Source organism: Erwinia sp. AC075 (genome assembly GCF_979253995.1).
Genome location: NZ_CEEDEU010000001.1, coordinates 4192258 through 4216769 on the forward strand (window position 1 = coordinate 4192258; position 24512 = coordinate 4216769).

Below are 24512 nucleotides of genomic sequence, written 5' to 3' on the forward strand. Positions count from 1 at the left end.
TTTAGCCAGCTCGGGTGCTGGCTTTTTTTTTGCCTGCCGTTTACCTCCGCCGCAATCCAGCGACAAATTGTCTGTTTAACTGCTCTCAATTCCATCGAATAATTTGAACAGAGGAGACAATTTTATCCGCTATCATCCCCTCCAGAACAGGTCCAGACTATGTGAAAACGTTGAGGAGGATTGAACATGATTTATCTACGCAAAGCACAAGATCGCGGTCACGCTAACCACGGTTGGCTGGACAGCTACCACACATTTTCTTTCGCAAGCTATCATGACGCCAACTTTATGGGCTTCTCGGCGCTGCGGGTGATTAACGAAGATGTGATCGACGGTGGACAGGGTTTTGGTACCCATCCGCATAAAGACATGGAAATCCTGACTTACGTGCTGTCCGGTACGGTTGAGCACGAAGACAGCATGGGCAACAAAGAGCAGATCCCGGCGGGTGAGTTCCAGATTATGAGCGCCGGTACCGGTGTGCGTCACTCTGAGTACAACGCCAGCAAAGAGGTGCCGCTGCACCTGTATCAGATCTGGATTATCCCGGAAAAAACCGGCATCGAGCCGCGCTATGCTCAGCGCCGCTTCGATGACGTGCAGGGCCGCCAGCTGGTGCTGTCTCCCGATGCTCGTGACGGTTCGCTGAAAGTGTTCCAGGATATGACGCTCTCGCGTTGGGCGTTGAAGCAGGGCGAACAGGGCGCTGTGGAAATTGAAGCCGGACGCCGTATCTGGATCCAGGTGGTGAAAGGGGATGTCACCGTCAACGGTGAAAAAGCCTCCACCAGCGATGCGTTTGCGGTCTGGGACGAAGCGGCTCTGGCGATTGAAGCCGGTAGCGATGCCGAAATCCTGCTGTTCGATCTGCCTGCTGTTTAAGTCCGTCACACTTTGGGTGCGGTTTACCGCACCCTTCACCGTTTCCCTTTCAATTTTGTTACACTCTCTTCATCTCTCCCCTGACCCTTTACAATAATGAAGAAGAAAAGACCGGTATTACAGGATGTTGCCGATCGTGTGGGCATCACCAAAATGACCGTCAGCCGCTATCTGCGTAATCCCGATCAGGTTTCTGTTGCCTTACAGAGCCGGATTGCCGAGGCGCTGGATGAGCTGGGTTACATCCCCAATAAAGCCCCCGATATTTTGTCTAATTCCACCAGTCGCGCCATTGGCGTGCTGCTTCCCTCGCTGACCAACCAGGTGTTCGCCGATGTGCTGCGCGGCATTGAAGCGGTAACCGATGCCGCGGGCTACCAGACCATGCTGGGCCACTTCGGCTACAGTGCGGAAAAAGAAGAGCTGCAAATCCGCTCGTTGCTGGCCTGGAACATTGATGGCCTGATCCTCACCGAACGCACCCACACCGCCGCCAGCCTGCGGATGCTGGAAACCGCCGGTATCCCGGTGCTGGAAATGATGGATTCGGTGTCGCCTTGCCTGGATATGGCGGTCGGCTTCGATAACGTCGAAGCCGCGCGGCAAATGACCCATGCCATTCTGCAGAAAGGCCATCGCCGTACGGTGTACCTTGGCGCCCGCCTGGATGAGCGTACCTTGCTTAAGCAGCAGGGCTACGAGAAGGCGATGCGGGAAGCCGGCCTGGAGCCGCGCAGCATCATGATGGAAGAGGCGTCCTCTTTCTCGATGGGCGCAACCCTGCTGAAGGAAGCCCAGCGCCGCTATCCCGACACCGACAGCCTGTTTTGTACCAACGATGACCTGGCGGTCGGCGCGATGTTCGAATGCCAGCGTCAGGGATTGCGGGTGCCCCAGGAAATGGCGATTGCCGGTTTTCACGGCCATGATATTACTCAGGTGGTAACACCTGAACTGGCAACGGTGGTGACACCGCGTGAAAAAATGGGTCGTGAATCTGCCGCACTGCTGCTGTCCAGCATCCGCGGTGAGTCGCGCGACGCCAAACAGGTGAATGTCGGCTTTACCATTTCGGAAGGTGGCAGTATCTGACGGCAGGGCGGATTTATCCACTGCGTGTGGGCAAGAGGGTTTGCTGCCCGCGCGCTGTGGATGAAAGTTGTCCCTTTGTGCCGCCATCACTCTGAAACTGTCATTTTTTTGAGCTACTTCACATTTACCAGCTTTTTCCTCCCCAGCTGTTGCCTTAGCGGACGGCCGTCCAGACAATGTTACCGATAACAAATTGGGCTGACCCAGAACGGCCATCTCCATAGACTTCTCTGCCGGAGCATAAATAATGAAAACATCCCCTTCGTCCAATCACGTGTTCGTGTTGATGGGCGTATCCGGAAGCGGCAAATCAGCTGTTGCCAACGCCGTTGCACACCAGTTGAAGGCGGCGTTCCTTGACGGGGATTTTCTTCATCCTCGCGCCAACATCGAGAAAATGTCTGAAGGCCATCCGCTCAATGATGATGACCGTAAACCCTGGCTGGAAGCGATCAACGATGCGGCGTTCGCCATGCAGCGCACCAACGACATCTCGCTGATTGTCTGCTCGGCGCTGAAAAAGAGTTACCGCGACATCCTGCGCAAAGGCAACGACAACCTGTCCTTCGTCTATCTGCAGGGCGATTTCGACACCATTGAATCCCGTCTGCGCGCGCGCAAAGGGCACTTCTTCAAGCCGCAAATGCTGGTCACCCAGTTTTCCACGCTGGAAGAGCCGGGCACTGATGAGCGCGATGTGCTGGTCGTGGACATTAATCAGACGCTGGATGAGGTTGTGGCTGCGACCATTACCACTATCGAAGGCGCGATAAAAAAATAAGTTGGATGTAATGGCTACTGCAACACTGGTTTTGACCGCAGCGGGTTCTGTTTTACTGCTGCTGTTCCTGGTGATGAAAGCGCGTATGCACGCCTTTGTCGCTCTGATGTTAGTTTCTGTCGGGGCCGGGATCTTCTCCGGTATGCCGCTCGATAAAATTGCGGACACCATGCAGAAAGGCATGGGTGGCACGCTGGGATTCCTCGCGATTGTGGTTGCGCTGGGGGCAATGTTCGGCAAAATTCTGCATGAAACGGGCGCGGTCGATCAGATCGCCATCAAGATGCTGAAGACCTTTGGCCAGAGCCGCGCGCACTATGCGATGGGCGTGGCCGGTTTAATCTGCGCGCTGCCGCTGTTCTTTGAAGTGGCGATCGTGCTGCTGATAAGCATTGCCTTTGCCGTGGCGCGTCGGACCAACGACAACCTGGTGAAGCTGGTTATTCCGCTGTTTGCCGGCGTGGCGGCGTCCGCGGCCTTCCTGATCCCCGGCCCTGCGCCGATGCTGCTGGCCTCGCAGATGCACGTCGACTTTGGCTGGATGATCCTGCTGGGCGTGTGCGCGGCGATCCCAAGCATGCTGATTGCCGGTCCGCTGTTCGGTAACTTTATCAGCCGTCACGTGACCTTCACGCTGCCCACCGAAACCACCCATCCGGATTTTGATGAGAGCAAGCTACCCTCGTTTGGCTTCAGCCTGTCGCTGATCCTGTTCCCGCTGGTGCTGGTGGGACTGAAAACCATTGGTGCCCGCTTTACCGATCCCGGCACGCGTCTGTACGAGTGGCTGGAGTTCATTGGCCACCCGTTTATCGCCATTCTGCTGGCGTGCCTGGTGGCGATTTATGGCCTGGCGTACCGTCAGGGGATGGATAAAGAGCGGGTGATGCAGATTTGCGGCAGCGCGCTGCAACCTGCCGGGATTATCCTGCTGGTGATTGGTGCCGGTGGCGTGTTCAAGCAGGTGCTGGTGGATTCGGGCGTTGGTCCGGCACTGGGTAACGCGCTGACCGGCGCGGGTCTGCCGGTGGCGCTGGCGTGCTTTATTCTGGCCGGTGCGGTGCGCATCATTCAGGGTTCAGCAACGGTTGCCTGCCTGACCACGGTTGGCCTGATTATGCCGGTGATTGAGCCGCTGCATTATTCAGGCGCGCAGATGGCAGCGCTGTCGATCTGTATCGCCGGGGGTTCGATTATCTTCAGCCACGTTAACGACGCCGGTTTCTGGTTGTTCGGCCGCTTTACCGGCGCAACGGAAGCCCAGACGCTGAAAACCTGGACGATGATGGAAACCATTCTGGGGACCGTCGGCGCTATCGTCGGCATGATTGCCTTCGAGCTGCTGTCCTGATGGGCAGCTGAATAGCAGAAGGGCGCTCAATGAGCGCCCTTTTTGTTTAAATCTTCAGATAGGCCCGGATACCATCGAGGAACATCTGGGTCGCCAGCATAATCAGAATCAAGCCCATCAGCCTTTCCAGCGCGTTAACGCCTTTCTCCCCCAGCAGCCGTAAAAATACGCCGGACATCAGCAGGATAAATACCGTTGCGCCCCAGGCAATCATCAGTGCGCCGACCAAATGCGTCATCTGATCGGGATACTGATGCGACAGCAGCATCAGGGTGGCCAGCAGCGACGGGCCTGCCACCAGCGGAATGGCCAGCGGCACCAGGAAGGGTTCTTCGCCGGCAGGCAATCCGCTGCTGCTACTTTCATGCGAAGGGAAGATCATTTTAATGGCGATCAGAAAAAGAATGATGCCGCCGGAAATCGACACGGTTTCCGTGCGCAGATTCAGGAAGGCGAGGATTTTCTCGCCGGCAAACAGAAACAGCAGCATGATCACCAGCGCGATCAGCATTTCGCGAATCAACACCACCCGTCGACGTTTAGGCTCCAGATGCTTCAAAACCGACATAAAAATCGGCAAATTGCCCAGCGGATCCATAATAAGCAACAATAATATCGTTGCTGAGATCATTTCAGTCATCGTATCCATCTCTGTTAAGCGCCGTTAGCGGCCAATACCCTGCATTTTCCAGCCGACAGGTCTGGCGCTATCCGCCTGCCCGTTTGCTGAATTATTACGGGTATATTAGCGATATTGCTAAAAATTTGCCGATAATCGATTTAATTCACTTGCCACTTTTGCAGCATTTTGTAAGGTGTTAACCATACTTCTTTCTTATAACTTTAACAGGTCAGGTCTACTCTCCCCCCGCCATTGACTGGCCGGGCAAGCCAGTGGTCTGCAGCAGGTGCATCATGAAATCAGTAGGACTTATCGGTTGGCGTGGCATGGTTGGATCCGTTCTTATGCAGCGCATGGTAGAAGAACGTGACTTCGACGTGATCCGCCCGGTCTTTTTCTCGACTTCTCAGCACGGCCAGCCGGCCCCTGAGTTTGGCGGGCAGTCTGCCGGAACCTTGCAGGATGCCTTCAATATCGAGGCGCTGAAAGCGCTGGATATTATTATTACCTGTCAGGGTGGCGACTATACCACTGAAATCTATCCAAAACTGCGTGCTGCCGGCTGGCAGGGTTACTGGATTGATGCCGCTTCAACCCTGCGTATGAACGACGATGCGCTGATTATCCTCGATCCGGTCAACCATAACGTTATCCATCAGGGCCTGGACAAAGGCATCAAAACCTTCGCCGGCGGTAACTGTACCGTCAGCCTGATGCTGATGTCGCTGGGTGGCCTGTTTGCTAACAACCTGGTGGAGTGGGCTTCAGTGGCCACCTATCAGGCGGCCTCCGGCGGCGGCGCACGTCACATGCGTGAACTGCTGACGCAGATGGGCATGCTGCATAACCACGTGGCGAAAGAGCTGCAGAACCCGGCCTCTGCGATCCTCGACATCGAGCGTAAAGTGACCGAGATGGGCCGCAGCGGCGTGCTGCCGACCGATAACTTCGGCGTGCCCCTGGCTGGCAGCCTGATCCCGTGGATCGACAAGCAGCTGGAAAATGGTCAGAGCCGCGAAGAGTGGAAGGGCCAGGCCGAAACCAACAAAATACTGCAGCCAGCCAGCGTGATCCCGGTCGATGGACTGTGCGTTCGCGTTGGGGCGCTGCGCTGCCACAGCCAGGCCTTCACGCTGAAGCTGAAAAAAGACGTGCCGCTGCAAGAAGTGGAGCAGCTGCTGGCTTCCCATAACGACTGGGTCCACGTGGTGCCAAACGACCGCGAGCTGACCATGCGTGAGCTGACGCCTGCTGCGGTGACCGGTACGCTGAAAACGCCGGTAGGGCGTCTGCGTAAGCTGAATATGGGGCCGGAATATCTGTCTGCCTTCACCGTCGGCGATCAGCTGCTATGGGGTGCCGCTGAGCCGCTGCGTCGCATGCTGCGTCTGCTGGTTGGCTAAACCTTAAACGCCGCGTTACCCACACCCCGTTCGCCTCTGGCAGCGGGGTGTTTTATTTGCCATCCGCCTCCTGCTGCGCTTTCCCTCCCGCGTTTTCCGACTTGTCCGTCACCAATCTCCGAAAGTTTGATCTGAAAGGCATATTTTTATGTTTTCGGTGCTGGCTTTAGCCGCGCCCTGGCTATGCTTAAAAATATCATTGAAACATAACGGGCCGGGACTGCTTGCGGGACACGGCCCGAAACGCTTTACCTTATCTGATGAAGTTGTCGCACGCTGCGGCGGTTTTCGCACTGGATGGCTACCTTTCCGGTCAGCGTGCTTTTGGTTCAATAAAGAGCAGAGCATTCGTTGCCTTTTTGGGGTAACAAGAGATTGCCTGCCAACCATCAAGGGAAGAAAGTCATGTCCGAGCTTACGGATCGTCGGCTTATTAATGAATTAATTTCCGGCCACTATGCAGACCCATTTTCGTTCCTTGGTATGCATCAGACCGAGAGCGGCCTCGAAGTACGGGCAATGCTGCCTGATGCAACCGAAGTCTGGGTGATTGAAACCAATACCGGGCGCAAATGCGCTCAGCTTGAATGCCTGGACTCCCGTGGTTTTTTCCACGGCGTGGTTCCACGACGTAAAAACCCCTTCCGCTACCAGCTGGCCGTCACCTGGCATGGTCAGCAAAACCTGATTGATGATGCCTACCGCTTTGGTCCACTGCTGGCGGAAATGGACAGCTGGCTGTTGGCTGAAGGCACGCACCTTCGCCCGTACGAAACTATGGGCGCCCATGCGGACGTGATTGATGGCGTTATCGGCACGCGCTTCTCCGTCTGGGCGCCGAATGCCCAGCGCGTCTCGGTTGTGGGTGATTTCAACTTCTGGGATGGCCGTCGCCATCCGATGCGTTTTCGCCAGGAGATTGGCGTCTGGGAGCTGTTTGTTCCCGGCGCGATCCACGGGCAGCTGTATAAATTCGAAATTATCGATCTGCACGGTCAGCTGCGGCTGAAGGCCGATCCCTATGCATTTGAAGCGCAGATGCGGCCGGACAGTGCCTCGATGATTTGTGGGATACCCCCGAAAACCGAGATGCCGGAGGCCCGTCGTCGCGCCAATGATTTTGACCAACCGATCTCGATTTATGAGGTGCATCTGGGGTCATGGCGTCGGCACACCGATAACAATTTCTGGCTGAGCTACAAAGAGCTGGCCGAACAGCTGGTGCCCTATGCCAAAGAGATGGGCTTCACCCACCTTGAGCTGATGCCGATTAACGAACATCCGTTCGATGGCAGTTGGGGCTATCAGCCGACCGGCATGTACGCGCCAACCCGGCGTTTTGGTACCCGTGATGACTTCCGTAACTTCGTTGCCGCGGCGCATGAAGCCGGGCTGAACGTGCTGCTCGACTGGGTGCCGGGCCATTTCCCTTCCGATGACTTTGCCCTGGCAAAGTTTGATGGCACCGAGCTGTACGAGCACGGCGATCCGCGCGAAGGCTACCATCAGGACTGGAACACGCTGATTTACAACTTCGGCCGCCGCGAGGTCAGCAATTATCTGGCGGGCAACGCCCTGTACTGGATTGAGCGCTTCGGCATTGACGGGCTGCGCGTCGATGCGGTGGCGTCAATGATCTACCGCGATTACAGCCGTGCCGAAGGGGAATGGGTGCCTAACCACCTGGGCGGCAGAGAGAATCTGGAAGCTATCGCCTTCCTGCGCTACACCAACCGCACGCTGGGCTCCGCCGCACCGGGCTCGGTAACGGTAGCCGAAGAGTCGACCGATTTCCCTGGCGTCTCACGTCCGCCGGAAATGGGCGGTCTGGGCTTCTGGTACAAGTGGAATCTCGGCTGGATGCACGACACGCTGGATTATATGAAGCTGGATCCGGTGCATCGCAAGCATCACCACAACAACCTGACCTTTGGCATGCTCTATAACTCCACCGAAAACTTTGTGCTGCCGCTGTCGCACGATGAGGTGGTTCACGGCAAGAAATCGATTCTGGACCGCATGCCGGGCGATGCCTGGCAAAAATTCGCCAACCTGCGTGCTTACTACGGCTGGATGTTCGGCTTCCCCGGCAAAAAGCTTCTGTTTATGGGCAACGAGTTTGCGCAGGGCAAAGAGTGGAACCATGACGTCAGCCTCGACTGGCATCTGCTGGAAGGGCACGACAACTGGCATAACGGCGTGCAGCGGCTGGTACGCGATTTAAACCACACCTACCGTGCCCATCCCGCGCTCTATCAGCTCGACTTCGACCCGATGGGCTTCGAATGGCTGGTGGTGGACGATTTCGAAAATTCGGTGTTTGTCTTTGTGCGCCGCGATCGCGAGGGCAACGAGCTGATGGTTGTCAGCAACTTTACGCCGGTCACCCGTGAGAACTACCGCTTTGGCGTCACCGGCGCGGGCAGCTGGCGGGAAGTGCTCAACACCGACTCCAGCCATTATCACGGCAGCAATGCCGGTAATCAGGGCGCAATCCACAGCGATCCGCAGCCCAGCCACAATCGTGAACACTCGGTGAGCATGACCTTGCCGCCGCTGTCCACCGTCTGGCTGGCGAGGGAGGCGTGATGAGCCCCGTGCTTCCTGGCAAAGCCACGCCTTCCGGCGCTGATTACGACGGCAAAGGCGTGAACTTTACGCTGTTCTCACAGCATGCAGAGCGCGTGGTGCTCTGTCTGTTTGACGAGCAGGGCCAGGAAACACGCGTGGATTTACCGGGGCATACCGGCGATATCTGGCATGGCTATCTGCCGGCGATAAAACCCGGCCAGCGCTATGGCTACCGGGTGTATGGCCCGTGGCAGCCCGATGCCGGACACCGCTTCAATCCCAATAAATTACTGGTCGATCCCTGCGCCCGCGAAGTGGAAGGCGAAGTCACCGACGATCCGCGTTTCCAGTGCGGTGAAACGGAGATGAATTGCGAAGACAGCGCGGCAGTGGCACCGAAAAGCGTGGTGCTGGCCAATGATTTTGACTGGGAAGATGACCAGCCACCGCGCGTGCCCTGGGGCTCGACCGTGATCTATGAAGCGCACGTTCGTGGGCTGACCAAGCGCCATCCGGGCATTCCTGCGGAGATCCAGGGTACCTATGCGGCGCTGGGCCATCCGGTGATGATCAGCTATTTCAAACGCCTCGGCATCACCAGTCTGGAGCTGTTACCGGTGGCGTATTTTGCTCACGAGCCGCGTTTGCTGCGCCTTGGGCTGACCAATTATTGGGGCTACAACCCGCTGGCGCCTTATGCACTGGATGCGCGTTATGCCTCCGGCGTTAACGGGGTGCATCCGCGCGATGAGTTCCAGCAGGCGGTGAAGGCGCTGCATGCGGCGGGCATCGAAGTGATCCTCGACGTGGTGTTTAACCACACCGCCGAGCTGGAAGAGACCGGCCCGACGCTGTCCAAACGCGGTGTCGACAATAAAAGCTATTACTGGCTCGACGATCAGGGTGGCTATCAGAACTGGACCGGCTGCGGCAACACGCTGAACATCAGCCATCCGAAAGTGATGACCTGGACGCTGGACTGCCTGCGTTACTGGGTGGAGGAGTGCCACGTCGATGGCTTCCGCTTCGATCTCGCCACCATCTTAGGCCGTACGCCGGAATACCAGCGCGATGCGGAGATGTTCCAGGCAATCCAGGCCGATCCCCTGTTATCGGCCTGCAAGCTGATTGCTGAGCCCTGGGATATCGGGCCAGGCGGTTACCAGGTGGGGAACTTCCCGCCGCCGTTTGCCGAATGGAATGACCATTTCCGCGACGTTGTGCGCCGGTACTGGCTGTATGGCGACATCTCCAATGGCGAGTTGGTGAAGCGTTTTGCTGCGTCCAGCGACGTGTTCCAACAGCCTGGGCGATTGCCGTCGGCCAGCATCAATCTGATCACCGCCCATGACGGTTTCACCCTGTGCGATGTGGTTTGCTACAACGACAAACATAACGAAGCCAACGGTGAAGATAACCGCGATGGCAACAACAGCAATTTCAGCCACAACCACGGTGTGGAAGGGCTGAACGCGCCGTTGCTGGTGGCTGAACATCGCCGCCGCAGCGTGCACGCCATGCTGACCACGCTGTTACTGGCGCAGGGCACACCGATGCTGTTAGCGGGTGACGAGCACAGCCACAGCCAGCACGGCAACAATAACGCCTACTGTCAGGATAACGAGTTGACCTGGCTTAACTGGGAAAACAATGACAGCGGGCTGTTTAACTTCACTGCCGCCTTAATCCATCTGCGCAGCAAGATCCCTGCGCTGCAGAGCGATAGCTGGTGGCAGGAAGGGGATGGAAACGTTGAGTGGCTGGGACCCACGGGTCAGCCGTTGAGCGTTGAGGAGTGGCGAAACGGGGCGCATCGTCTGCAAATTCGCCTGTCTCAGAACTGGTTAATTACGTTTAACGCCACCGAAGAAGTGTGCGATTTACAACTGCCTCAAGGGGAATGGCATGCCATTCCACCCTTCGCCGGGGATGATAACCCGATCCTTATAACTGTCTGGCATGGACCAGCCCACGGTGTGTGCGTGTTCCAAAAGCAATCATAACAGGAGTCAGACATGATCAAATTAGAGAAGAACGATCCCCTGATGCTGGCAAGACAATTGCCGACACAAACTGTAGCCCTCATCCTTGCCGGTGGACGTGGTACCCGGTTGAAAGATCTCACCGCGAAACGTGCAAAACCTGCTGTCCACTTCGGCGGCAAATTTCGCATTATCGACTTTGCGCTGTCGAACTGCCTGAACTCCGGGATCCGGCGGATCGCGGTGATCACCCAGTATCAATCCCACACGCTGGTGCAGCATATCCAGCGTGGCTGGTCTTTCCTCAACGAGGAGATGAACGAGTTTGTCGACCTGCTGCCTGCGCAGCAACGTCAGGCAACGGAACACTGGTATCGCGGGACGGCGGATGCGGTCACGCAGAATCTCGATATTATTCGTCGTTATCAGGCGAAGTACATCGTGATCCTCGCGGGTGACCATATCTACAAAATGGATTACTCGCGGATGTTGCTGGACCATGTGGAAAATGACGCCAAATGCACCATCGCCTGTCTGCCTGTGCCGATCGAAGAAGCCAGCGCGTTCGGCGTCATGGCGGTTAACGATGAAAGCCGCGTAGTGGAATTCCTCGAAAAACCGGCCGATCCGCCGCATATGCCGGGCGATAAAACGCAGGCGCTGGCCAGCATGGGGATCTATGCGTTTACCGCAGACTATCTCTATGAGTTGCTGGAAGAAGACCTTAAAAATCCCGAATCCAACCATGACTTTGGTAAAGACATTCTGCCGCAGATTGTCTCCACCGGTGAGGCGCTGGCGCACTCCTTCAGCATCTCCTGCGTGCAAAGTGATGAGACCGCGCCGCCTTACTGGCGCGATGTGGGAACTCTGGAAGCTTACTGGAAAGCCAACCTCGATCTGGCCTCGGTGACGCCAGAGTTAGATATGTATGACCGCGATTGGCCGATCCGCACCCATATGGAGCCGCTTCCCCCGGCGAAATTTGTGCAGGATCGCTCAGGCAGTCACGGTATGACCATGAATTCGCTGGTGTCGGGCGGGTGCATTATTTCCGGCTCGGTGGTGGTGAATTCGGTGCTGTTCTCCCGCGTTCGAATCAACTCTTTCTGCAATATCGAATCCTCAGTTCTCTCGCCGGATGTGGTCGTGGGGCGATCCTGTCGCCTGCGCCGCTGTGTGATTGACCGAGCCTGCGAGCTGCCGGAGGGTACGGTAATCGGTGAAAATCCCGATGACGATGCGCGGCGTTTTTACCGTTCCGAAGAGGGGATCGTACTGGTGACGCGATCCATGCTGGCCAAATTGGGCTGGCGCAGTTAACTAAGAAGCAGTTCAGTCTGGGCAAGGTTTTTGATGCGGAGGACCGCGTCAGCACACCGTAAAGGAGCCGATAATGCAGGTTTTACATGTCTGTTCAGAAATTTTCCCGCTGCTTAAAACCGGCGGGCTTGCTGATGTTGTTGGGGCATTACCGGCGGCGCAAATTGCAGAAGGCATTGATACCAGAGTCCTGCTTCCAGGCTTCCCTGATTTAAAGAAAGGGATCCCGGACACAGAGGTCGTGGCAAGGCTGCAAACGTTCGCGGGCTACGTGGAGCTGCTCTATGGGCAGTTTGATGGCGTAGGGATTTACCTGATAGATGCGCCGGGTTTGTATGACAGACCCGGCAGCCCTTATCACGACGAGTCACAGTTCGCGTATACGGATAACTATCTCCGCTTTGCGCTGCTGGGCTGGATTGGCTGTGAACTGGCCTGTGGGCTGGATCCTTACTGGCGACCTGAGGTGGTCCATGCGCATGACTGGCATGCCGGGCTAACCTGCGCCTATCTGGCGGCTCGTGGCCGTCCAGCAAAATCGGTATTTACTGTCCATAATCTGGCATATCAGGGATTGTTTGCCGCCAAGCATATGGATGACATCCAGTTACCCTGGTCATTCTTCAACATGTTCGGGCTGGAGTTCTTCGGGCAGATTTCTTACCTGAAGGCCGGCCTGTTTTATGCTGACCATATTACCGCCGTCAGTCCTACTTACGCCCGGGAGATCACCCTGCCGGAGTATGGTTACGGCATGGAAGATCTGCTGAAGCAGCGACAGCTTGAGGGCCGGCTGACCGGGATCCTCAACGGGGTCGATCCGGCCATCTGGGACCCGGCGCAAGACCTGCTGCTTAACGCGCGCTATAACCGCGATGTGCTGGATGCCAAGGTCGAGAACAAACGCCAGCTGCAGATCACCATGGGCCTGAAGATTGATGACAAGGTCCCGGTCTTTGCGGTGGTCAGCCGGCTGACCAAACAGAAAGGATTGGATCTGGTGCTGGAAGCCTTGCCTGGCCTGCTGGAGCAGGGCGGACAGCTGGTATTACTGGGCGCCGGAGATGCCGTACTGCAACAAGGATTTCTTGCGGCGGCGGCCGAATATCCGGGCCAGGTGGGTGTACAGATTGGCTATCATGAAGCATTCTCCCACCGCATTATGGGCGGTGCCGACGTGATTATGGTCCCGAGCCGTTTTGAACCCTGTGGACTGACCCAGCTGTACGGCCTGAAATACGGCACCTTACCGCTGGTCAGGCGCACCGGTGGACTGGCGGATACGGTCAATGACAGTTCGCTGGAAAACCTCGCCGATGGCATGGCCAGCGGATTTGTTTTTGAGGACAGCAATGCCTGGTCTTTACTGAGGGCTATCCGCCGTGCTTTTGTACTGTGGTCCCGTCCTTCACTTTGGCGCTACGTGCAGCGTCAGGCGATGGGGATGGATTTTAGCTGGCAGGTGGCCGCTGTGGCCTACCGCGATCTCTATCAACGACTGTTGTAATGGCTATGGGAATTTTGATATGAACGCACCTTTCACCTATACCGCTCCCACGCTCAGCGTCGATGCGCTGAAGCACTCGATTGCCTATAAATTGATGTTTACCATCGGTAAAGATCCCTCGATTGCCAACAAGCATGAATGGCTGAATGCCACGCTGCTGGCGGTCAGGGATCGGATGGTTGAGCGTTGGCTGCGTTCCAACCGCGCGCAGCTTTCCCAGGATGTGCGGCAGGTGTATTACCTGTCGATGGAGTTTCTGGTAGGCAGAACCCTTTCCAACGCGCTGCTGGCGATGGGCATGTACGATGATGCTCAGGCCGCGCTGGAGGAGATGGGCTTCAATCTGGAAGACCTGATTGAAGAAGAGAGCGATCCGGGTTTGGGGAACGGTGGTTTAGGCCGACTGGCTGCGTGCTTCCTGGATTCCCTTGCCACGTTAGGATTGCCTGGCCGCGGCTATGGCATTCGCTACGACTACGGCATGTTCAAACAAAATATCATTGATGGTCGCCAGGCCGAGTCCCCGGACTACTGGCTGGAATACGGTAATCCCTGGGAGTTTCAGCGCTTTAATACCCGCTACAAAGTGCGCTTCGGCGGACGTATCCAGCTGGAAGGCAGCCGATCGCGCTGGCTGGAAACTGAAGAAGTGCAGGCGATGGCCTACGACCAGATCATCCCGGGCTATGACACCGATGCCACTAACACCCTGCGCCTGTGGTCAGCGCAGGCCAGTAATGAAATCAATCTGGGGAAATTCAACCAGGGCGATTACTTTGCGGCGGTGGAAGATAAGAACCATTCGGAAAACGTGTCCCGCGTGCTCTATCCCGATGACTCGACCTATTCTGGCCGGGAACTGCGGCTGCGTCAGGAGTATTTCCTTGTCTCGGCCACGGTGCAGGATATCCTCAGCCGCCACTGGCGGATGCATCAAACCTTCGATAACCTCGCCGACAAGATTGCCATTCACCTGAATGACACTCACCCGGTGCTGGCGATCCCGGAACTGATGCGCCTGCTGATCGATGAGCATAAGTTCAGCTGGGATGATGCGTTTGAAGTCACCTGTCAGGTGTTCTCCTATACCAACCACACGCTGATGACCGAAGCGCTGGAAACCTGGCCGGTCGATATGATCGGCAAGATCCTGCCGCGCCATCTGCAAATCATCTTTGATATTAACGATTACTTCCTGAAAACCATTCAGGATTACTACCCGGACGACTGGGATCTGCAGTCACGCATTTCGATCATTGATGAGAACAACGGCCGAAAAATTCGTATGGCCTGGCTGGCGGTTGTGGTCAGCCACAAGGTGAACGGCGTTTCTGAGCTGCACTCCAATCTGATGGTGCAGTCGCTGTTTGCGGATTTTGCCGCGCTGTTCCCTGGCCGTTTCTGCAATAAAACCAACGGCGTGACCCCGCGTCGCTGGCTGGCGCTGGCGAATCCTGAACTCTCCGGGGTGCTGGATGAGGCGATTGGCCGCACCTGGCGTACCGAGCTGAGCCAGTTGGATGAGCTGAAGCAGCATATCGATTACCCCAGCTTCCTGGCGCAGATCAGCGATGCCAAGCTGCACAACAAAAAGCGGCTGGCCGACTATATTGCGCAGAAAATGGGGGTGGTTATCGATCCTCACGCGCTGTTTGACGTGCAGATCAAGCGCATCCACGAATATAAGCGTCAGCTGCTGAACGTGCTGCATGTGATCACCCGCTATAACCGCATCAAAGAGGATCCTGATGCTGACTGGGTGCCGCGCGTTAATATCTTTGCCGGTAAGGCCGCCTCGGCTTACTACACCGCGAAGCATATCATCCACCTGATCAACGATGTGGCGAAGGTCATTAACAACGATCCGCTGGTGAGAAACCGGCTGAAGGTGGTTTTTGTGCCTAACTACAGCGTCAGTCTGGCGCAGATCATCATTCCGGCGGCAGATCTCTCGGAACAGATTTCACTGGCGGGGACCGAAGCGTCCGGCACCAGTAATATGAAATTTGCGCTGAACGGCGCGCTGACCATCGGCACGCTGGATGGTGCCAATGTCGAGATGCTGGAGCACGTGGGCGAGGAGAATATGTTTATCTTCGGTAACACCACGCCGCAGGTCGAAGCGCTGCGCAAGAATGGCTATAGCGCGCACAAGATTTACGAGCAGGATGCGGAACTGCATCAGGCGCTGACGCAAATCGCCACCGGCACCTTCAGTCCTCAGGAACCGGGCCGCTACCGTAATCTGTTCGATTCGCTGGTCAATCTGGGCGACCATTACCAGCTGCTGGCCGACTATCGCAGCTATGTTGATACCCAGGATAAGGTGGATACGCTTTATCGTCACCCGGATGAGTGGACCCGCAAGGCGCTGCTGAACATCGCCAATATGGGCTACTTCTCCTCGGACCGGACGATTCAGGAATACGCTGATGAGATTTGGGGGATTAAACCGGTACGGTTGTAATCCCGCGCGTTAAAAGCAGAAATGCAAAAGGGGCAGAATAATCATTCTGCCCCTTTTCTTTACCTCGACGGGATGAATCAGGAAGCCAGTGACAGCGCCGGTTTCTTCGCGTGCTGAGCCAGCCATTCGCCAACGCGGGCGCGTTGCTCATCGTTCAGCCACATACCGATTTTGGTCCTGCGCCACAGGGCATCATCCTGCTCACGCACCCACTCGTTTTCCACCAGATAACGCAGTTCGGCTTCATAGAAGTGGTGACCAAACAGCTCGCCCAACTCTTCCAGGCTGGTCGCGCCGCTTAACAGCTTCTCGGTATTGCTACCGTAAGTCCGGGCGTAGTGACGGGCCATCCCTTCAGTAATGAACGGATAACGGCGACGCAGGCTGGCGGCGTAATCTTCACGCGTACCGGCAATATCTCCGCCTGGCAGCACGCAGGTTTTGGTCCAGGCCGGGCCCGCTTTCGGATAGTACTTCGACAATTTCTCCATCGCGTGCTCAGCCAGCTTACGGTAAGTGGTGAGCTTGCCGCCAAAGACGGAGAGCAACGGTGCCTGGCCGTTATCATCGCGCACGTCGAGCGTGTAATCGCGGGTGATCGCCTGCGGTGAATCAGATTCGTCATCGCACAGTGGACGCACGCCGGAGTAAGACCAGACGATATCCTCTTTGCTCAGCGACTTCTTAAAGTGGCCGTTGAACACTTTCAGCAGGTATTCGGTCTCGTTGTCGTCGATATGGACGTTTTTCGGATCGCCTTTGTATTCCACGTCGGTGGTGCCGATGATCGAGAATTCGTCCATCCACGGGATCACAAACACGATACGGTTATCTTCGTTCTGCAGAATGTAAGCCTGTTTCTGCGTATGCACGCGTGGCACCACGATGTGGCTGCCCTTAATCAGGCGAATACCGTATGGCGATTTCAGCTTCAGGCCATCATCAAACAGCTGCTTAACCCATGGGCCAGCGGCATTGACCAGACCTTTGGCACGCCAGGTGAAGGTTTTGCCGCTGTCGATATCTTCGGCTTCAACCATCCACAGGCCATTTTCACGCCATGCGCGGGTCACTTTGGTGCGGGTGCGGACTTCGCCACCGCGCTTCTCAACTTCCTGTGCATTCAGCACAACCAGGCGCGCATCGTCCACCCAGCAGTCGGAATATTCGAAACCGCGCACGATTTCAGGCTTCAGTACCGAATCTGAGCCAAAACGCAAACTTTTGCTGCCCGGCAGGCTGGTGCGTTTGCCCAGATGGTCATACATAAACAGACCGATGCGGATCATCCACGCCGGACGCAGATGCGGACGGTGCGGCAGACGGAAACGCATTGGGAAAGCGATGTGCGGTGCCATCTTCAACAGCACTTCACGTTCTGCCAGCGCTTCGCTGACCAGACGGAATTCGTAATGCTCCAGGTAGCGCAGGCCACCGTGGATAAGTTTGGAGCTGGCGGAAGAGGTCGCGCAGGCCAAATCTTGCGCTTCCAGCATCAGCACAGACAGGCCGCGTCCTGCAGCATCAGCCGCAATGCCAGCGCCGTTGATGCCGCCGCCGATTACGATCAAATCTTTGGTTTCCACGTCATCTTCCCCCGATGTTCGGAATAGTTCTTAAATGTTCGTTTTCGAGCATTATAATAATCGTATTCGCACATTGATGCCAGCGTTAACCGAATAAAAACATTTATGCGTGATGCAGGTAACATAATTGAGCAAAGAAAAGCCGCTTAACCCTGCAACATATCGGGTTATTCCAGGCAACCTTCGCGTTACAATAAGGCTGATTTGTCTGACTTTGACGAGAACCCACCATGGAACAATTTGAGTGCATCAGCGTGCAGCAGGCACAGGCACAGATGACCGACAACAACGCGCTGCTGGTTGATATCCGCGATCCGCAGAGTTATGCCGCCGCGCATGCCAGCGGGGCCTTTCATCTGACCAATGAGTCGCTGCCCGGTTTTATCGCGCAGTCGGATGTCGACACGCCGGTGCTGGTGATGTGCTATCACGGCATCAGCAGTAAAAGTGCCGCGCAGTATCTGTTGAACCAGGGATTTAATCAGGTGTTCAGCGTTGATGGGGGTTTTGAAGCCTGGCGTGTGGTGTTCCCGCAGCAGGTGGAAGCCGTTGCGCTTTAACTGACCCTCTTCAAACAGTGCGGTATACTGTTCTTTCGTTTTAATTAACAGGGACTTTCGACGGCGATGATGCGCATCACTGAATTCTCCAACCCCCGCATGGCGCAAGCCTTTGTGGACTATATGGCAACCCGTGGCATCCAGCTGCGTGTGGAGCACGATAACCATTATACGGTTTGGCTGGATGATGATTCGAAAGTCAATCTGGTCGAAAACGAACTTAGCCAGTTTATTCGCGACCCGAACCACCCGCGCTATCAGGCGGCGAGCTGGCATTCAGGCAGCACCTCGTCCGGCATTCATTATCAGGGCTCCTCACTGTTGGCCAATATCCGTGAGCGCGCCGGACCGCTAACGCTGTCCGTGATGGTGATGTGCATCGTGGTCTTTGTGCTGATGCAGATTTTTGGCGACCAGACGGTCATGAGCCTGCTGGCCTGGCCTGATGCAGACCAGCACTTTGAGTTGTGGCGCTGGTTCACCCATGCGCTGCTGCACTTCTCGATCCTGCACATCACCTTTAACCTGATGTGGTGGTGGTATCTGGGCGGCGCGGTGGAAAAAAGGCTGGGCAGCGGCAAGCTGTTTGTCATCCTGCTGATCTCGGCGCTGCTCAGTGGCTGGATGCAGTCCAAATACAGTGGGGTGATGTTTGGTGGCCTGTCTGGCGCCGTCTATGCCCTGATGGGCTACGCGTGGCTGAGAGGCGAGCGCGACCCGCAAAGTGGCATCTACCTTGAACGTGGGCTGATGGCCTTCGCGGTCGTCTGGCTGGTGGTGGGCTACATGGGCTGGTTTGGCTTGTCTATTGCCAACGCCGCGCACGTTACCGGCCTGTTGGTCGGTCTGGCCATGGCATTTGTTGATACCCGACACGTTAAAAGATCCTAAAGCATTCATCAGCAGGGACGCCTGGACAGGAGAGTTTTGTGAAGCAAACGCAACGTCATGACGCCATTATCGAATTAGTGCGTCGTCAGGGATATGTCAGTACGGAAGAGCTGGTGGATCATTTTGCCGTCAGCCCACAAACCATCCGTCGCGACCTGAACGACCTGGCAGAACAGAATAAAATTCAACGTCATCACGGCGGGGCTGCCCTGCCATCCAGTTCGGAAAATACCGCCTGGCAGGATCGTAAGATGATGTGGTCGGCCGAAAAAGCGCGTATTGCTCAGCGCGTTGCCAGCCAGATCCCTGACGGCGCGTCGCTGTTCATTGATATCGGCACCACGCCGGAAGCGGTGGCGCACGCGTTGCTGAATCACAGCAATCTGCGGGTGGTGACCAACAACCTGAATGTCGCGATGCTGCTGATGTCGAAACCCGATTTCAGTCTGATCGTTGCCGGTGGCGAAGTGCGTACCCGTGATGGCGGCATTATGGGTGAGGCGACGCTCGACTATATCTCTCAGTTCCGCCTGGACTTCGGCATTCTGGGGATCAGCGGCATCGATATGGACGGTTCTCTGCTGGACTTCGACTATCACGAAGTGCGCACCAAGCGGGCGATTATTGAAAACTCTCGCTGCGTCATGCTGGTCGCTGACCACTCCAAGTTTGGCCGCAACGCGATGGTCAATCTGGGAAATATGAGCCTGATCGACTACCTGTTTACCGATGAGACGCCGCCACCGAGCGTGATGCAGACCATCGAGCAGCACGAAGTGCATCTGGAGCTGTGCTAACGCCCGGGCTCTGCACACTGTGGCAAGGATGCCGCGCGCTTTTCTCCTTTCTTCTTTTGTATCAAGTTTATCTTTCCCTCAACGAGCAATTTATTCTGTTCCGGTCTTAACTGTAAGAGTCGTAAGCCGGTTTGCACTTTGCCATTTTTCCCTTTTAATAAGGAAGCGGTATGTCGCAGCAGAAATTCAATCAGGCGCGTTTTGACGCGGCCCTTACCCGTCAGTGGCAACATCTTGGTTTAGCTTCAGCCAGTGAAATGACGCAGCATCAATGGTGGCAGGCCCTTAGCGGCGCACTGGCCGAGATGCTGGCGGCCTTGCCGGTGGCCAGACCGACCAGGAAACAGCGCCACGTTAACTACATTTCAATGGAATTCTTAATCGGCAGGCTGACCGGCAATAACCTGCTGAATCTCGGTTGGTATGATGAGGTCAAAGCCAGCCTGGCTAAGCACCAGTGCGATTTGAGCGAGCTGCTGGAAGAAGAGGTCGATCCGGCATTAGGCAACGGGGGGCTGGGGCGACTGGCGGCCTGCTATCTCGATTCGATGGCGACGGTGGGACAACCGGCAATCGGCTACGGGCTGAACTATCAGTACGGCTTGTTCCGCCAGTCCTTTGTTGACGGCCAGCAGTTTGAAGCGCCGGACGACTGGCAGCGCAACAGCTATCCGTGGTTCCGCCATAACGCGGCGCTGGATGTGAACGTTGGACTGGGCGGTAAAGTGGTTAAACAGGGCGGTATCTCCCGCTGGGAACCGGCGTTTACGCTGCGGGGTGAGGCCTGGGATCTGCCCGTCACCGGCTATCGCAACGGCATCACTCAGCCACTGCGACTGTGGCAGGCCACGCATGCGCATCCCTTTGATCTGACGTTATTTAATGACGGCAAGTTCCTCAAGGCTGAACAGCAGGGGATTGACGCAGCGAAGCTGACCAAAGTGCTGTATCCGAATGATAACCATCAGGAAGGCAAGCAGCTGCGCCTGATGCAGCAGTATTTCCAGTGTGCCTGCTCGGTGGCCGACATTCTGCGCCGCCATCATCTGGCCGGGCGCCATATCGCCGAGCTGCCGGATTATGAAGTGATCCAGCTAAACGATACCCATCCCACCATCGCCATTCCTGAAATGCTGCGCGTCTTGCTCGATGATCATCAGATGAGCTGGGACGACGCCTGGGCCATCACCAGCAGAACCTTCGCTTACACCAACCATACCTTGATGCCGGAGGCGCTGGAGCGCTGGGATCAACGACTGTTCCGCACGCTGTTGCCACGCCATTTTATGATCGTCAACGAGATCAACAAACGCTTCAAAAAGGTCGTGGAGCAGCACTGGCCTGGCGAAGAGGCGGTGTGGGAGAAGCTGGCGGTGCTCTACGACCATCAGCTGCGGATGGCGAACCTCTGCGTGGTCGGTGGCTTTGCGGTTAACGGCGTGGCGGCACTGCATTCTGAGCTGGTGGTGAAAGATCTGTTCCCCGAGTATCACCAGCTGTGGCCGAACAAATTCCACAATGTCACCAACGGCATCACCCCGCGCCGCTGGCTAAAACAGTGTAACCCGGCGCTGGCCGGGCTGATCGACGAGACGTTGAAGGTCGAATGGGCCAATCAGCTGGATGTGCTGAAAGGGCTAGAACCCTTTGCCGATAATAAAGCCTTCCGTAAGCGTTATCGCCAGATCAAACACGATAACAAGGTGCGGCTGGCCGACTATATCAAGCGGGTGACCGGCATTGTGGTCAGCCCGGATGCGCTGTTCGATGTGCAAATCAAACGCCTGCACGAGTACAAACGCCAGCATCTGGGTCTGTTGCACATCCTGCATTGCTACAAAGCGCTGCGCGAAAACCCTGAGAAAGACGTTGTTCCGCGCGTATTCCTGTTTGGTGCCAAAGCGGCACCGGGCTACTACCTCGCCAAAAATATTATCTACGCCATCAATAAAGTGGCGGAGAAAATCAACAACGATCCGCTGGTAGGCGACAAGCTGAAAGTGGTGTTTATCCCTGACTACCGGATTACGGCGGCGGAATTGATGATCCCGGCGGCGGACCTTTCCGAACAGATCTCCACTGCCGGTTATGAAGCGTCCGGTACCGGCAATATGAAACTGGCGCTGAACGGCGCGTTAACTATCGGCACGCTGGATGGGGCAAACGTTGAGATTGCCGAACAGGTCGGTGAAGAGAATATCTTTATCTTCGGTAACTCGGTGTATGAAGTGAAGGCGCTGAAAGCGGGCGGCTATTCACCGAAAAAGCTGCGTAAGAAGGATAAGCATCTTGATGGCCTGCTGAAGGAGCTGGAAAAAGGCTTCTTCAGCGATGGTGATAAACATGCCTTCGACCTGATGCTGCACAGCCTGGATAAGGGCGGCGATCCCTGGCTGGTGCTGGCGGATTTCAACAGCTATATCGAGGCGCAAAAGCGGGTGGAAACCCTGTGGCGCGATCGGGAAGCCTGGACCCGCGCCACCATCCTGAACACTGCCCGTACCGGGATGTTCAGTTCCGATCGCTCAATCCGCGATTATCAGCAGCGTATCTGGCAGGCGAAGCGCTAAGGAGCCGCAATGGACAAAAAGAAATTTGAACAGGAAGCCGCCGCCGCCGGGATCGCCACAAAATACATCAACGCCCGTGGTGAGGCGGAAGAGGTCAGCGTGGCCATCCGTCAGCGTCTGCTGGCGGCGATGTCGGGGAAGCACAAAGAAAAACCCGGGCCGGTACCGGCCTGCAAAGTGTTTATTCGTAAGCGTTTGCTGCAACTGCCGGTCGGTGGAAAGGGCGAATATCAGTGGCAGCTGATGATGGAGAACGGGCGGGAACACAGCGGAACGGTGAACGGTGGGGAAGCGATCCGGCTGCCGGCCAATCTGGCCTTCGGCTACCATCAGCTGCATCTTCAGCAGGCTGGAAAGCAGTGGCAGTGCCGGATCATTGTGGCCCCTAAGCGCTGCTATGAACCTGAGCCGTTGCTGCAGGGCAAAAAACTGTGGGGATCCTGCGTTCAGCTGTATACCGTGCGTTCTGAACAGAACTGGGGAATGGGAGATTTCGGCGATTTAAAACGCCTGCTGGCGGAAGTGGCCGATCGGGGTGGCGCGTTTATCGGCCTGAATCCGATCCATTCGCTGTATCCCGCGAACCCGGAAAGCGCCAGCCCGTACAGTCCCTCGTCCCGGCGCTGGCTGAACGTGCTGTATATCGCTGTGGCTGAGGTGCCGGATTTCCAGCAGGGCAAAGCGGCGCAACGCTGGTGGCAACAAAAAGGCACGCAAAAGCAGCTGGCCAAAGCCCGTGAAAGTGACTGGGTGGATTATGCACGGGTTGGCGAGCTGAAAATCAGCGGGCTGCGTCATGCGTGGCAGCATTTTACCCAGCGCAAAAATAGCGATCCCGACGTGGTGCAATTTGAGGATTTTATCGCCGAAGGCGGTAGCAGCCTCTACTGGCAGGCGGCCTATGATGCGCTGCATGGCATTATGCTGGCGGACAACCCCGATCGTTGGGGCTGGCCCGTGTGGCCGAAGACCTTGCAGCAGGCCCACTCGAAAGAAGTGCAGCAGTTTTGCCAGCAGCAGGAGAGTGAAATCCGCTTCTGGCTGTGGTTACAGTGGCTGGCAAACCGGCAGTTTGATGCCTGCTGGCAGCTGAGCCAGCAGCGCAAGATGCCGATCGGCTTATACCGTGACCTGGCGGTTGGCGTGGCCGAAGGCGGTTCGGAAACCTGGTGCGATCCGGAGCTGTATTGCCTCGGCGCTTCCGTTGGGGCGCCGCCGGATATTCTGGGGCCGCTGGGGCAAAACTGGGGGCTGCCACCGATGGATCCACACGTTATGGCAGCCAGAGGCTATCAGCCATTTATCGACCTGGTTCGGGCGAATATGGCCAGCTGCGGTGCGCTGCGCATCGATCATGTGATGTCGATGCTGCGGCTATGGTGGATCCCCTACGGTGAAACCGCCAACTTCGGTGCCTATGTTTACTATCCGGTGGAAGAATTGCTGGCAATCCTCGCACTGGAGAGCCAGCGCAATCAGTGCATGGTGATTGGCGAAGATTTGGGCACGGTGCCGAAGGAGATCGTCTCACTGCTGCGAGATGGCGGTATCTACTCCTGGAAGGTGCTGTACTTCGAGCAGCAGAATATGGACCAGTACCATTCACCCGCCGCCTGGCCCCGTCAGTCGATGGCGAGTGCCACTACCCACGACTTGCCAACGCTGCGCGGCTTCTGGAATGCCGGCGATCTGGTATTAGGGGAGCGGCTTGGGCTCTACCCGGACAAAGTGGTGCTGCACCGGCTGTATCAGGATCGCGCCAGACAGAAGCAGGCTCTGCTGACGGCCTTGCATCAATATGGCTGCCTGTCTAAAAGCAACGGCAAGAAAGCCAGCGTGATGAAAATGACTCCGGAGTTGAATCGCGGGATGCAGCGATTTATTGCCGACAGCAACAGTGCGCTTCTGGGTCTGCAACCGGAGGACTGGCTGGATATGGATAAGCCGGTCAACGTGCCCGGAACCACCGATCAATACCCAAACTGGCGCAGAAAGCTCAGCATGACGCTGGAAGAGATGTTTGCCGATGTGCGGGTTAACCGGCTGATTAAGGATATTAATCGCAGGCGCAAGGCGGGTGGGCTAAGCGGGAAATCCGTTAAGAAAGCGGGGGAGTAAAACCGGAAA

At 56.4% G+C, this 24512-nt stretch carries 17 protein-coding genes; 15 read left to right on the top strand and 2 right to left on the bottom strand.

What is annotated here, in order from left to right; all coding sequences use genetic code 11:
* The first annotated feature begins 186 nt into the window (after positions 1-186).
* The 4 genes from AC0IXH_RS19610 (at position 187) to gntU (ending at position 4106) form a co-directional block, all read left to right on the top strand.
* Positions 187-882 (top strand): pirin family protein, encoded by a 696-nt coding sequence (locus tag AC0IXH_RS19610; RefSeq protein WP_013204231.1) that lies wholly within the window; start codon positions 187-189, stop codon positions 880-882.
* Between the two features lie 96 nt (positions 883-978).
* Positions 979-1974: a gluconate operon transcriptional repressor GntR gene (gntR, locus tag AC0IXH_RS19615; protein WP_265909282.1), complete on the top strand. Its 996-nt coding sequence runs from the start codon at positions 979-981 to the stop codon at positions 1972-1974.
* Positions 1975-2221: 247 nt separating this feature from the next.
* Positions 2222-2755 carry a gluconokinase gene (gene gntK / locus AC0IXH_RS19620; RefSeq protein WP_053141497.1) on the top strand — a complete coding sequence of 178 codons (534 nt, stop codon included), beginning with the start codon at positions 2222-2224 and terminating at the stop codon, positions 2753-2755.
* A gap of 10 nt (positions 2756-2765) precedes the next feature.
* Positions 2766-4106 (top strand): gluconate transporter, encoded by a 1341-nt coding sequence (gene gntU, locus AC0IXH_RS19625; RefSeq protein ID WP_013204228.1) that lies wholly within the window; start codon positions 2766-2768, stop codon positions 4104-4106.
* A gap of 46 nt (positions 4107-4152) precedes the next feature.
* On the opposite strand, the gene AC0IXH_RS19630 is transcribed toward gntU, so the two are convergent.
* A complete protein-coding gene (locus tag AC0IXH_RS19630) occupies positions 4153-4746 on the bottom strand; it encodes a YhgN family NAAT transporter (RefSeq protein WP_013204227.1) in 594 nt (197 codons plus the stop codon).
* A 275-nt stretch (positions 4747-5021) separates the two neighbouring features.
* Between AC0IXH_RS19630 and asd the strand changes: the two genes are divergently transcribed.
* The 6 genes from asd (at position 5022) to glgP (ending at position 15981) form a co-directional block, all read left to right on the top strand.
* Entirely contained in the window at positions 5022-6131 is a 1110-nt protein-coding gene (asd, locus tag AC0IXH_RS19635; protein ID WP_013204226.1) for an aspartate-semialdehyde dehydrogenase, read from the top strand.
* A 405-nt stretch (positions 6132-6536) separates the two neighbouring features.
* On the top strand, positions 6537-8720 hold the full coding sequence (glgB, locus tag AC0IXH_RS19640; protein ID WP_013204225.1) for a 1,4-alpha-glucan branching enzyme: 2184 nt from the start codon (positions 6537-6539) through the stop codon (positions 8718-8720).
* On the top strand, positions 8720-10705 hold the full coding sequence (glgX, locus tag AC0IXH_RS19645; RefSeq protein WP_346600148.1) for a glycogen debranching protein GlgX: 1986 nt from the start codon (positions 8720-8722) through the stop codon (positions 10703-10705). Before glgB ends, glgX begins: the two co-directional genes overlap by 1 nt.
* A gap of 12 nt (positions 10706-10717) precedes the next feature.
* Positions 10718-12007 (top strand): glucose-1-phosphate adenylyltransferase, encoded by a 1290-nt coding sequence (gene glgC, locus AC0IXH_RS19650; RefSeq protein WP_013204223.1) that lies wholly within the window; start codon positions 10718-10720, stop codon positions 12005-12007.
* A gap of 73 nt (positions 12008-12080) precedes the next feature.
* Positions 12081-13514, top strand: coding sequence for a glycogen synthase GlgA (gene glgA, locus AC0IXH_RS19655; RefSeq protein WP_013204222.1), 1434 nt, complete (start codon positions 12081-12083; stop codon positions 13512-13514).
* 19 nt (positions 13515-13533) lie between these two features.
* Positions 13534-15981, top strand: a complete 2448-nt coding sequence (glgP, locus tag AC0IXH_RS19660) for a glycogen phosphorylase (protein ID WP_053141503.1) — start codon at positions 13534-13536, stop codon at positions 15979-15981.
* Between the two features lie 77 nt (positions 15982-16058).
* Here glgP and glpD read toward each other — a convergent pair whose 3' ends face one another.
* Positions 16059-17567, bottom strand: a complete 1509-nt coding sequence (glpD, locus tag AC0IXH_RS19665; RefSeq protein ID WP_013204220.1) for a glycerol-3-phosphate dehydrogenase — start codon at positions 17565-17567, stop codon at positions 16059-16061.
* A gap of 230 nt (positions 17568-17797) precedes the next feature.
* On the opposite strand from glpD, the gene glpE reads away from it, so the two are divergent.
* The 5 genes from glpE to malQ all read left to right on the top strand — a co-directional run bounded on the left by glpE (position 17798) and on the right by malQ (position 24503).
* Positions 17798-18127, top strand: a complete 330-nt coding sequence (gene glpE / locus AC0IXH_RS19670) for a thiosulfate sulfurtransferase GlpE (protein ID WP_013204219.1) — start codon at positions 17798-17800, stop codon at positions 18125-18127.
* 69 nt (positions 18128-18196) lie between these two features.
* On the top strand, positions 18197-19018 hold the full coding sequence (glpG, locus tag AC0IXH_RS19675; RefSeq protein WP_041692446.1) for a rhomboid family intramembrane serine protease GlpG: 822 nt from the start codon (positions 18197-18199) through the stop codon (positions 19016-19018).
* Positions 19019-19056: 38 nt separating this feature from the next.
* Positions 19057-19815 carry a DeoR/GlpR family transcriptional regulator gene (locus AC0IXH_RS19680; protein ID WP_013204217.1) on the top strand — a complete coding sequence of 253 codons (759 nt, stop codon included), beginning with the start codon at positions 19057-19059 and terminating at the stop codon, positions 19813-19815.
* Positions 19816-19985: 170 nt separating this feature from the next.
* Positions 19986-22385, top strand: coding sequence for a maltodextrin phosphorylase (gene malP / locus AC0IXH_RS19685; RefSeq protein ID WP_013204216.1), 2400 nt, complete (start codon positions 19986-19988; stop codon positions 22383-22385).
* Positions 22386-22394: 9 nt separating this feature from the next.
* A complete protein-coding gene (gene malQ / locus AC0IXH_RS19690; RefSeq protein ID WP_471720880.1) occupies positions 22395-24503 on the top strand; it encodes a 4-alpha-glucanotransferase in 2109 nt (702 codons plus the stop codon).
* Positions 24504-24512: the final 9 nt, after the last annotated feature.